Raw genomic sequence first — 11,250 nt, 5'->3', positions numbered from 1 at the left:
CGGGCGCGGCGGCGGGCGCGGCGTCGGCGGCGGGCGCGGGTGCGGGTCGGCCGTCGGCGTCGGTGGTGGTGGTGAGGACGCGGTCGACGGCGACGCCGAGCCGGACGGCGCTGACGCCGAGGCCGCGCACCAGGCCGCCGAAGGCGGGGACGAGCGACTGGGTCAGGTAGGTGAGCGCGCCGATCACCAGGGCCGCGCCGACACCGTGCCGTCCCAGCCAGGGGACGGCGACCAGGAGCAGGACGACCGGGGCCCAGCCGCCGACGGTCAGCGCGACCGTGCGCAGTGCGGTGACCCGCGCCAGGGCGCGTCCGGCCGCCGCCTGGTCGTCCACGCGGGCGCGGACCGCGCGCCCGATCCGGTCCTCTGCCCCGCAGGCGGCGACGTCGCGGAGTCCGCCGGCCATCTCGGCCGTCGCGGCGACGGTCCGCTCGTCCGCGAGCAGGTACGCGCGCTGGCGGCGGGCGAGCGCGGGCAGCGACGCCCCGAACAGCAGCAGGCCCGCGAGGAACGGCGGCAGCACCCAGGGCAGGACGAGCGGTTCGAGGGCGGCCAGGCCGACGACCACGCTGACGGCCGTGAACGCGAACGAGCGCACGACCGTGACCAGCGCGGCGAGGGCGTCCCGGGCCAGCTCGACCTGGAGGTTCACGCGGGCGACCGACGCCGCTCCGGGCGGGCGTCCGGCGCGGGCCGCGTTCCGCAGCGTCCCGGCGACGGCGACGGTCAGCAGCCGGTCGCGGAACGGTTCCACGATCGATGCCACGGCCAGCACGACCTGGCGCGCGCCGACCGCCGCGACCGCCCAGACCAGGGCGAGTCCGGCGAGCCACGCGGTTCCGGTCCAGGGGCGGTGTGCTGCGAACCCGTCGCCGATCGAGCGGGCCACCGCCTGCCCGACGAACAGCGCGGGCGCGGACTCCACGACGGACCAGGCGAGCACCCGCAGCAGCGCCCGCGGCTCGGCGACCAGCGCCTGAACGACGAATCGCCGCACCCCGACCACGGGCACCTCGCGTTCGGCCGCCTCCTCGCGGGGCTTCGTCGTCGCGGAGACGGCGGTCATGCCTGCGCCTCGGACGGCTCGGGGGACGACGGCTCGGGGGACGGGGACTCCGCGAACAGCGCCCGGTAGTCCGGATGGTCGCGCCACAGGTCGTGGTGGGGGGCCTGGGCGCGGACGCGTCCGCCGTCCAGCCAGAGCACCTGGTCGGCCTCGGCGGCGGTGGCGGCGCGGTGGGCGACGAGGAGGCGGGTGCGGCCGTCCGCCGCGGTGGTCAGGGCCGCGCCGATCTCGCGTTCGGTGACGGTGTCGAGGCTGGACGTCGCGTCGTCCAGGACGAGCACCCGTTCCCCTTGTGCGAGCGCGCGAGCGATGCCCAGGCGTTGGCGTTCGCCGCCGGACATCGGAGCGTCCGCCAAGGCGGTGGCGTAGCCGGAGGGCAGTCGTTGGAGGAAGGCGTCCGCGCGGGCGGCGCGGGCCGCGTCCCGTACCCGGTTCTCGTGCGCGCGCGAAGAGAGCGAGGGAAGCCCGAGCCCTACCGCGTCGGTGACGGTCTCCCCTAGCAGGACGGGACGTTCGAAGGCGTAACCGACGGCCCGCCGCAGTTCGGCGTGGGTCAGCTCGGACAGTGGGACGCCGTCCAGGAGGACGGTCCCCTGGTCGGGGTCGAGCAGGCGTCCGGCGAGAGAGGCGAGCAGGGACTTGCCCGCGCCGGAGCGTCCGACGACGGCGGTGGCCCCGCCGCCGGGGATCGTGAAGTGGACGTCGCGGAGTCCTTCGCCGTCCGGGGTGCGGAGGGTGACGTCGCGGAACTCCAGCGTTCCGGAACCGTGCGGCGGGAGGGCGCGCGCGCCGTACCGGACGACGGGCACCCCGAGGACGTCGTCGACCCGGACGGCGGCCGAGCGCGAGCGGGCGAGCTGTCCGATCTGGCCGAGCGCGCCCGACAGGCCCGCGCCGAGCACGGCGTAGCGGGCGGCGGCGTACAGGGCGCCGAGGGTGAGGCCGCCGGAGGCGAGCCGCCAGCCGCCGACGGCGAGGACCGCCACCTCCAGCAGCGGGACGGCGAGTCCCGCCTGCACGCCCGCGCGCGCGTTGGCGCGCCACAGCCGCAACCCGTGGTCGCGGAGCGTCGGCAGCGGCGCGAGGACGCGGCGGGTCTCCAGGTCGGCGGTTCCGGCGGCGGCGATCGTGCGGATGCCGGTCAGGGCGTCGCTCAGGCGCCCCGCGATGTCGCTCTGGGTGCGCTGGTAGCCGGCCGCGTGGACGGTCGTCGCGCGCAGGAAGCCGCGCAGGACGAGCGTGATCGCCACCAGTCCGGCGACGAGCGCGCCCAGCAGCCACAGGTCGATGAGCGCCAGGGCGACCAGCCCGCCGGCGGTCGGGATGAGCAGGGCGGCGGCGGTGACGAGCGCCGCCGGCGCCTGGCCGAGTTCCTCGGTGTTGAGGCCGATGCGGGTCGCGAGGTCGCCCTCGGGGTGCCGGCGCGTGATCGCCGGTCCCGCGCCGAGGACGCGGTCGAGCAGCGCGCGCCGCAGCCGGGCCGACGCCTCGGCGCCGGTGACCCCGGTCGCCCACGCCGTCAGGACCTCGCACGCCGCGATGCCCGCGACGGTGGCCGCCGCGACGGTCGTCCACCGGTCGGGGACGGTGTCCGCCGAGGTCAGGCCGTCGAGGGCGCGTCCGGTGGCGTAGGGCAGGAGCAGTTGGAGGGCGGCTCCGCCGAGCGCGCCCAGGACCAGGAGGGCCGTCCAGACGCCGCCGTCGCGCGCGGTCCGCGTCACGAGCCGGTCTGCCGCCGTCCGCATCGGTCCTCCTTCCCGCCGGTACGTGAGCGCCGCGTGCGGCGCGGGTGTGACCGCACCGCACGCGGCGGTTGTGGGCCCGTGCTCCGGGTGGCCGCCTCACCGGCGGCCACCCGGAACGTCATGCCCGGGTGCCGGAGCTCAGTGGCAGAGCGCGAGGCTCAGGTTGCTCGGCGTGTGCGAAGCGCAGGTGGCGACGGTCAGACCGCTGCCGCCGCTGGCGCCGCCGGAGGCGGTGGGGGCCTGGAGGCCCTGCAGGTCGAGAAGTGCCATGGTGGGTGCTACACCTCCTTCCCCTTCCGTGGGTGGACTGGTTCAGACCGTTCCGGTTCACGTGTGAGGGCTGTCCTTGGCCAGGCTCCCTACGCGGCCGGAAGGGCCGACTATGAGGCCGGACGAGCCGGCCGGGGCGACGGACGGGCCGTCGGCGGGTGTGGCGGGTGTGGCGGGTGTGGCGGGTGTGGCGGGTGTGGCGGGTGTGGTCGTGTGGTCGAGGCCGCCGGGGGCGGTCTCGGGCGCGGACGCGTTTTCCGCCGCGCTCGGGGTCTCGGGCACTGCGGGGGCGTCGAGGAAGGGCAGCGTCGGCCGCCGCTCGTCCAGCGCGGACGCGAGGGCGAGCAGCACCCCGGACGTCCCGGTCGCGAAGTCCATCGACAGCCGCATGAGCTGGTCGCCGGTGAACGCGAGGCCGCCGCCGTAGGGCATGGCGTGCCACCGCAGGCCGCGGATCTGCGCGTCCAGCCTCGGGTCGGGGTGCGTCTCGGGCCGGGCGTGCAGTCCGGCGGCGAGGGCGGCGATGATGCCCGCGCGGCCCGCGAACAGCCCGGACTGGACGAAGTAGCCGGATTCGGTGACCCGGGCGAGCCGGGTGAGCGCGCGTTCGAACTCCTCGTCGCGGCGGTGCCGCAGGTAGCGGGCGACGACGAGCCCGATGCCGACGGACCCCTCGTCCAGGTAGGGCAGGCTGCGCCAGCCCTGGTTCACCTGGAGCGAGCCGTCCTCGGCGAGCATGCACCGGCGCAGGTCCTGGCGGAGGGCGTCGGCGGCGCGGTCGAGCAGCGTCGCGGGGCCGCCGCGCTCGTAGGCGTGCAGGAACAGCAGCGCCGGTCCGGACGAGCCGTGCATCAGTCCGGCGCGCGGATGGTCGCCGCCGCTGAGTTCCGGGACGTCCTCCGGGCCGCCGATCCGCTCGGCGCAGAGTTCGACCATGCGGGACGCGGCGTCGGTGAGCGCGCTCTCGCCCGTGGCCGCCCCCAGGTGCAGGAGGTTGAGGCCGGCGCCCGCCAGGCCGGAGCAGAGGTTCAGGCTGAGCCGGTCCCACTTCTCGCGCAGGCAGATGTCGGCGAGATCCAGGGCGTCCTGGCGTCGGCCGAGGCGGTGCAGGACGTGGGCGACTCCGTGCAGGCCGTCGTAGAAGCCGAGCGGCGTGCCCACGTCGGGGCTCAGCGCGCGTGCGGCCAGCCAGTCCACGTGCTCCGGCGGGACGTCCGCGCCGGTCTCGGCCAGGGCGTAGAGCACGCCGGCGGCGCCGTGCGCGATGTTGACCGCGCCGCCGTCGCGGAACTGGGCGGGGTCCCCGGGATAGAGGCGGTCGTCCCGGCCGGGCGTGGCGGAGGCCAGGATCGCGCGGTGCAGCGCGTCCCGGACGTCCGGCCAGGGCGCCCGGCCCGGGAGCGGAAGCGTGGTCAGCGGGGACGGCTCCGGATCGGCCTCCGGGTCGAGCAGGACGGCCACCGCGTCGTCGAAGGCGGCGCGCGGCACCGGGAACGCCTCGGCGATCAGGTCCGCGAGCTGCTCGGCCTTGCGCCGGTGCATCAGCAGGGTGATCGTGGTCTGCGGGGCGAACAGGTAGTACCGCATGCAGGCGAGCGCGTACCGGTCCACGTCGAGCCCGCGCCGGTCGCGCGGCGCGAGGAACGCCGGGTTGGCGAGGGTCGTCCCTGCCTGTTCCTCGGCGGGGACCGCGACCTCGAAGTCGATGAGGCAGAGTCGTCCGGACGACGTCACCAGGATGTTGTTGGGATGCAGGTCGCCGAAGACCACGCCGCGCTCGTGCAGCTGCCGGACGGCGTCCTCGACCTTGCCGAGCATCCCGAGCGCCCACTCGGTGTACTCGGCGAGCCGCGCGTCGTCGCAGTCCGCCTTCGTGAGCGGGTACCGCTGGACGAGCTGTCGTTGCAGCGGGTTGCCGTCCACGAACTCCTCGACCAGGAAGTGGTGCTCGCCGAGGGTGAAGTAGTCGCGGAGCGCCGGCACGACGTCCAGCCCGGAGAGGCGTTCGAGGATGTCGCGCTCGTGCCGCAGGCGCGTCACCGCGTCGCGTCCGATCACGTCGAGCCCCGCGTGCGGCCGGGCCTCCTTCAGCACCACGCGCTCGCCGGTGGCGCGGTCGCGGGCGAGGTAGACGCCGCCGCCGTTCGAGAAGTGAAGGACGCTCTCGAAGTCGTAGGGCATCTCGTCCACGCGGACGGAGTTGCGCGCCTCCAGGTGCGGTTCGAGGAAGGGCGGCAGCGTCACCCATTCGGGCACCGAGAACGTCGCTCCCCGGACGTCCGGGACGAGTTCTCCGTCGCCGTTCTCGATGGCAGGGACGAGCTCGCCGTCCTTGCCGGCACAGCGGCGTTCGGCGAATCCTCCGTAGCGCACGAACAGCGGTCCGTCGGCATAGCGGAGATCGCTCAGAATGTACGGGCCCTCGATGCCGTCGAGCAGCTCGTCCAGTTCTTTGAGGATGACTTCGCATTCGTTCTCGTCACGCGGGTAAATGGTGACGAGTTTGCCGCTGGCGCCCCGGGAGGCGGCCTTGGAGTTGCGCATGAGCAGGACGGAGCGTCCGCGCAGGTACTTGAAGACGATGCCGCGCGGGACGCAGTAGTCCCAGATCACGCCCAGGGCGCGCTCGGCGTCGTCCAACCGGGCGGACACGTGGATCTTCCAGCCCTGGGAGGGGAGCGTGCCCTCTCCGCGCGGGGCGTGGTACATCCAGACGTCCGACTCGTGGCGGATCCAGTTCTCGGGGACCGGCCGGGTGGAGAACGAGAAGTCCGACGCCTCGTTCTGCTTTTCGCCGAGCTTGTCGTAGAAGAACAGATCGGCGAGGCAGTAGGGCTCGTACTGGTCCACCGCGGTCCTCCTGACTTCTCGCTGACTGCTCGACTTCAAGCAGCATCTCCGGACGGGAGTGCGACGCCAAGTTGAATCCGCAATACTTGATGGTGAGGAACACACCAACGCCGGTGTGCGTTCCGCGACGTGATCTCGGGAACGCCGAGGACGGACGTGTCGGGGCGTTCCTCCGTCCCGTACCGCCGGACCGGCGGGCGCCGGTACCCCTGGACCGATGGATCGGTGGCCGCCCACCGACCGTCGTTCTCCCGCAACCGGTCGTCCTCACCGTCCATGACCTCCAGCCGACCGCACGCGCCGCCCCCGATGCTGCACGGAACGGGCGAAGTCGGGACGTTCCCGTACGAGTCTCCGAGAGGGCGGGCCACCGGGTCTTCTGGGGAGGATGCGAACTCCCGGGAGGTTTCCGGCGTCCTACTGATCGACGTCCTCCCACCGGGTGGACGACGAAGCCGGGGCGCAGGCCCTCGCGGTCGGGCCGACAGGGGAAAACGGCCGACCCGGGAATGCGGGAGAAGCACCGGCGTTCTTGTCGCTAATGTGCTTTCTGCGGATTGCGGGCTGATGAGGGAGAACCGTGCGAGGTAAGGCCCTGGTGGTGGCGCTGGTCCTGGGACTGGCGACGGCGTGCGGCGGCGGCGGAGGCGGGAACGCCAAGAACGCCGGTCATGAGGAAGGCGCCCCGGCGATCTCGATCACGCCGGCGAACGGGTCGGCCAAGGCGAAGCCGGACGCGGGCGTGACGGTGACCGCGACCGGCGGGACGCTGAGCCAGGTGCTGGTCAAGCTGAAGGACGCCGACGTCCCCGGCACGATGTCCGCCGACAAGAAGACCTGGAAGTCGTCCTGGACGCTGATCCCGGGCGGCCGGTACACCGTGCAGGCGGTCGCGGCGTCCGGCAAGGGCAAGACGGTGACCGCGACGAGCTCGTTCCGGACGGTGAACGACACCGCCCGGACGACGATCAACAACGTCATCCCGAGTCCGGGCGAGAAGGTCGGCACCGGCATGCCGATCTTCATCCAGTTCAACAAGGAGGTCCCGGACAAGGCCAAGGAGGCCATCGAGAAGGCCATCGAGGTCAAGTCCACGTACCCGACGGTGGGCGCGTGGCGGTGGCTGGACGCGGGCGAGTCCTTCAACGGGCTGCCCTCGCTGGTGTTCCGGCCGAAGACCGCGTGGAAGCCGAACCAGCGCGTCGAGCTGAACGTGCACTACGCGGGCCTGAAGATCGGCGACTCGGTCTACGGCGACAAGGACGTCACCCGCAAGTTCAAGATCGGCGACTCGCACGTCATCACGGTCAACAACCGGACGCACAAGCTCACCGTGAAGAAGAACGGCAAGGTCGTCCGGACGTGGGGCGTCAGCCTCGGCACCGGCGGCGAGGTGCAGAGCGACGGCGTCGACCACCTGAAGACCACCAGCGGCGTCCACCTGACCATGGACCACGTCCGGCTGGAGCGCATGATCGCTCCCGGCAAGAAGAAGGGCGACCCCGGCTACTACGACGAGAAGGTGCCGTGGGCCACGCGCATCTCCAACAGCGGTGAGTACATCCACCAGAACATGGACGACCCGTCCTGCCTGGGCAACCGCAACTGCTCGCACGGCTGCGTCCGCTCCCCCTCCGCCGACGCGCAGTGGTTCATGAACTGGTCCTACCGGGGCGACATGGTGATCATCAACGGCACCGGCCGCGAGCTGCCCTGGACCAACGGCTGGGGTTACTTCCAGATGCCGTTCGAGAAGTGGGTGACCGGCGGCAAGCTCGGCCAGCCCGTCACCACCGCCGCCCTCGGCGGCTGACCTCCCGCCCCAGCGGCTCCCCCGGCGCGCTCCGCTCGGACTCCGGCGTCCGAGCCGTACGGACCTCCGGACGCGGCCCGGCGCCTCTCCTCCCCGAGAGCGCCGGGCCGCTCGCTTTTCCCCGCCGCTCGCGTTTCCTCCGCCCCCGGCCCGCCTCGTTTACCCGCGGATGAGGAACGACGGTGCACCATGACGACGGTGCACTATGGAGTCGTGCTGAGGACGAGAGCCGCCACCTGGGCGTACGTCGCGGCGCTCGCCGTCGCCGAGGCCGTGGTCTGGTCGCTGTCCCCCGAGCACAAGGCGCGCGTGGTCGGATGGGTGAGCACCAACGTGGCCAACCTGTCCCACCACCCGGTGGGGTCGCTGGCCGCCTCCGCGCTGGTCCCGGACTCGTATCCGGTGGTGTGGGTGGGGTTGGCGGTGGTGGCCGTGCTGCCCGTCAACGCGCTGCTGGGCAACCGGCGGACCGTCCTGCTGTTCGTCCTCCTGCACCTGCTGGGGACGCTGGTCAGCGAGGGCGTCGTCGCCTGGCGGCTCGCGCACGCGGCGCTTCCCGAGGCGGCGCGGCACCAGCTCGACACCGGTCCCTCGTTCGTCCTCGTGCCGGGCCTCGTCCTGGTGGTCCTGTTCGGGACGTGGTGGTGGCGTCCGATCGCGGCGGTCGGGATGTGGGGGCTCTGGCCGTACCTGTTCGTGGGGCTCGGACGGCTCGAGGTCGCGGCGGTCGGGCACGTCACCGTGATGGTGCTGGCCGTCCCGCTGTTCCTGCTGCTGCGGCGCGGGCACGTCCCGGCTACCGGACGTCCCGTCCCGGAGGGTGTCGTGCCGGAGGGTGCCGTGCCGGAGGGTGTCGTGCCGGCGGACGCGTCCGCGACCGAGCCCCTCACGCCCTGAGCCGTTCCCATCCCTTCCCCCGCGACGCCGTTCCGTGCGTTCCCGCGCGCGGGTTTCGGCCGTCCGGGGGACGGCGATAGGCCGCACGGGGGATATCCGGGACAATCCCGGGAACTACGGTTCGATCATGACGTTCTGGATCGGTTTCGTCCTGGGGTCCACGCTGATCACCGGGCTGCTGGCGTTCGGTGCCCGGCGCCTGCTCAACACCCGGTTCTCCTTCGTCAGAACGGTCCTGGCGGCGGCGGCAGGGGAGGCCGTGGCGAGTCCCGTCCTCAAGGGGCTGATGCGCGGACTCGACCCGGACCGTCCGAACTTCACGGCGACGATCTGGTTCACCGTCCTCGGCTGGGGTTGCGCGCTGCTCGTCGCGATGCTCGTCCTGGTGGTGTGGGAGGCGTTCGTCCCGACCGGGTCGGTGCCGTCGCCGCTGCTGTGGGTGCGGTCCGTGCGCGCACGAGCCGCGCGCACGCGCCGCTACTGGCAGATCACCCGCATCTTCGTCCGGGCCGGGCTCGGCCCCTACCTGCGCGGGCGGGCACGTCCGGAGGACGAGTCGCGCACGCGTCACCTGGCCCGGTCGCTGGTCACCGCGCTCGACCGCGGCGGCGTCACGTTCGTGAAGCTCGGCCAGGTGCTGTCGACCCGGCGCGACCTGCTGCCCGAGGAGTTCGTCACCGAGCTGGGCCGGCTGCGCGACCGTGCCGCGCCGGTGCCGTGGGAGGACGTCGAGCGCGTGCTGCGCGAGGAGCTGGGCGCGCCGGCCGACGAGGTGTTCGCCGAGTTCGACCGCGAGCCGATCGCCGCCGCGTCCGTCGCGCAGGTCCACGCGGCGCGGCTGCGGACGGGCGAGGCGGTCGTCGTCAAGGTGCAGCGGCCGGGCGTGCGCGCCGTCGTGGAACGCGACCTCGACATCGTCCGCCGCCTGGCCCGGACGCTGCACGTCCGCGCCGACTGGGGCGGCTCCCTCGGCCTGGTGGAGCTCGCGGACGGGTTCGCGTCGGCGCTCCGCGAGGAGCTCGACTTCCGCATCGAGACGCGGAACATGGCGGCCGTCTCGTCCGCGCACGCCAGTTCCTGGGGGCACCACTACAGCAGCAGCCGGATCCCCGCCGACACCAGCCGCCGCGCGCCGCAGGACGACGCGAGCCGCACCCGCCAGGACGGCCGGGTCCGCATCCCGCGCCCGTACGAGGACCTGTGCACCGCGCGCGTCCTGGTCATGGAACGGCTCCCGGGCGTGCCGCTGACCCAGGCGGAACCGCTGATCGACCGGCGCGGCCTGGACCGCGCCGCGCTCGCCCGCGACCTGCTGGACGAGGTGCTGCGGCAGATCATGCTGGACGGGGTGTTCCACGCCGACCCGCACCCCGGGAACCTGATGCTGCTCGACGACGGCCGGCTCGGGATGATCGACTTCGGGTCCGTCGGACGGCTGGACGGGGAGCTGCGCGCGTCCCTCGGCCGGATCCTGCTGGCGGTGAACCGCGCCGACCCCGTGGCGCTCACCGACGCGCTGCTCGAGGTGACGGCCCGTCCGGACGAGCTGGACGAGCAGGCGCTGGAACGCGCGCTCGGCGCGTTCATGGCGCGGCACCTGGCCTCCGGGCAGCGGCCGGACCCGGCGATGTTCACCGAGCTGTTCCGGGTGATGACGCGGTTCGCGCTGGCCGTCCCGCCGGAGTTCGCGGCGGTGTTCCGCGCGCTCGGGACGATCGAGGGCGGCCTCACCGAGCTCGCGCCCGGCTTCGACCTGGTCGGCGAGGCGCGCGCGTTCGGCACCGCGCACCTGGCCGAGCGGCTGCGTCCCGGGGCGCTGAAGGACGCGGCGGCCGACGAGCTGGTGGCGATGCTGCCGACGCTGCGCCGCCTCCCCCGCCGACTGGACCGGATCACGTCCGCGATCGAGGGCGGGCGGCTCACCGTGGGCATCCGGTTGTTCTCCGACGAGCGCGACCGCGCGATCGCCACCAGCCTGCTCCACCAGTTCCTGCTGACGATGCTGGCGTCCACGGCCGGGATCATGGCGGTGGTGCTGCTCGGCCTGAAGAGCGGCCCGGCGATGACCCGCTCGATCACGCTGTACCAGTTCCTCGGCTACGGGATGCTCGTGATCTGCTCGATCCTCGCGCTGCGCGTCCTGGTGGGCGTCTTCCGCCCGAGGAACCGCCGCTGAGCCTCCTTCACCCGCCCACGCGTCAGAGGGCGCCGCCGCGGCGCAGGCGGCGGGCCGCGAGGACGCCGAACGGGACGGGCGCCCAGAACGTCACGGCGCGGAAGAGCAGGACGCCCTGCACGGCCGCCGACCCGGCGATCCCGGCCGCGACGAGCGTGCCGATGAGGGCCGCCTCGTTCGCGCCCGTCCCGGCGGGCAGCGGCACGGCCGTCCCGGCCGCGGAGCCGACGAGGTAGACCAGCAGCAGCGTCCCGGCGTGCCGGAACCCGGGACCGCCCGGAGCCGCGATCACGCTGACCGAGAACGCCGTGCCGAGCGCGAGCGGGGTGCCGAGCGTCGCCAGCAGCAGCGCCGCGCAGGCGCGCGGCCGGTGCCGGAGCTCGGTGGCCTGGTGGACGGCGTCGGCGACGGCCCGCCGGACGCGGCGGCGCAG

7 protein-coding genes and 1 pseudogene are annotated in these 11,250 nt (G+C 73.7%); 3 read left to right on the top strand and 5 right to left on the bottom strand.

The window, feature by feature from the left end; translation table 11 throughout:
- The 4 genes and pseudogenes from DZF91_RS01370 to lanKC form a co-directional block, all read right to left on the bottom strand.
- A pseudogene (locus DZF91_RS01370) lies at positions 1-1,066 on the bottom strand (ABC transporter ATP-binding protein); the annotation flags it as partial.
- Positions 1,063-2,811 (bottom strand): ABC transporter ATP-binding protein, encoded by a 1,749-nt coding sequence (locus DZF91_RS01365; protein WP_117355699.1) that lies wholly within the window; start codon positions 2,809-2,811, stop codon positions 1,063-1,065. The gene DZF91_RS01365 and the pseudogene DZF91_RS01370, both read right to left, overlap by 4 nt.
- A 138-nt stretch (positions 2,812-2,949) precedes the next feature.
- A complete protein-coding gene (locus DZF91_RS01360) occupies positions 2,950-3,081 on the bottom strand; it encodes a SapB/AmfS family lanthipeptide (protein WP_117355698.1) in 132 nt (43 codons plus the stop codon).
- A gap of 57 nt (positions 3,082-3,138) precedes the next feature.
- On the bottom strand, positions 3,139-5,931 hold the full coding sequence (gene lanKC, locus DZF91_RS01355; protein WP_199486333.1) for a class III lanthionine synthetase LanKC: 2,793 nt from the start codon (positions 5,929-5,931) through the stop codon (positions 3,139-3,141).
- Between the two features lie 580 nt (positions 5,932-6,511).
- Here lanKC and DZF91_RS01350 point away from each other — a divergent pair.
- From DZF91_RS01350 to DZF91_RS01340, 3 genes are all read left to right on the top strand, one after another.
- On the top strand, positions 6,512-7,744 hold the full coding sequence (locus tag DZF91_RS01350) for a L,D-transpeptidase (RefSeq protein ID WP_235833991.1): 1,233 nt from the start codon (positions 6,512-6,514) through the stop codon (positions 7,742-7,744).
- A 213-nt stretch (positions 7,745-7,957) separates the two neighbouring features.
- Positions 7,958-8,641, top strand: coding sequence for a rhomboid-like protein (locus DZF91_RS01345; RefSeq protein ID WP_147340933.1), 684 nt, complete (start codon positions 7,958-7,960; stop codon positions 8,639-8,641).
- Between the two features lie 127 nt (positions 8,642-8,768).
- Positions 8,769-10,817 carry an ABC1 kinase family protein gene (locus DZF91_RS01340; RefSeq protein ID WP_117355696.1) on the top strand — a complete coding sequence of 683 codons (2,049 nt, stop codon included), beginning with the start codon at positions 8,769-8,771 and terminating at the stop codon, positions 10,815-10,817.
- A gap of 22 nt (positions 10,818-10,839) precedes the next feature.
- Here DZF91_RS01340 and DZF91_RS01335 read toward each other — a convergent pair.
- Positions 10,840-11,250: lysylphosphatidylglycerol synthase domain-containing protein (locus tag DZF91_RS01335; protein ID WP_199486332.1), on the bottom strand; the 411-nt coding region annotated here is incomplete at its 5' end.

Source organism: Actinomadura logoneensis, assembly GCF_003428695.1.
Taxonomy (GTDB): Bacteria; Actinomycetota; Actinomycetes; order Streptosporangiales; family Streptosporangiaceae; genus Spirillospora; species Spirillospora logoneensis.
The sequence above is the reverse complement of the archived record's forward strand: the minus strand, read 5'-3'. Positions and strand labels throughout refer to the sequence as shown.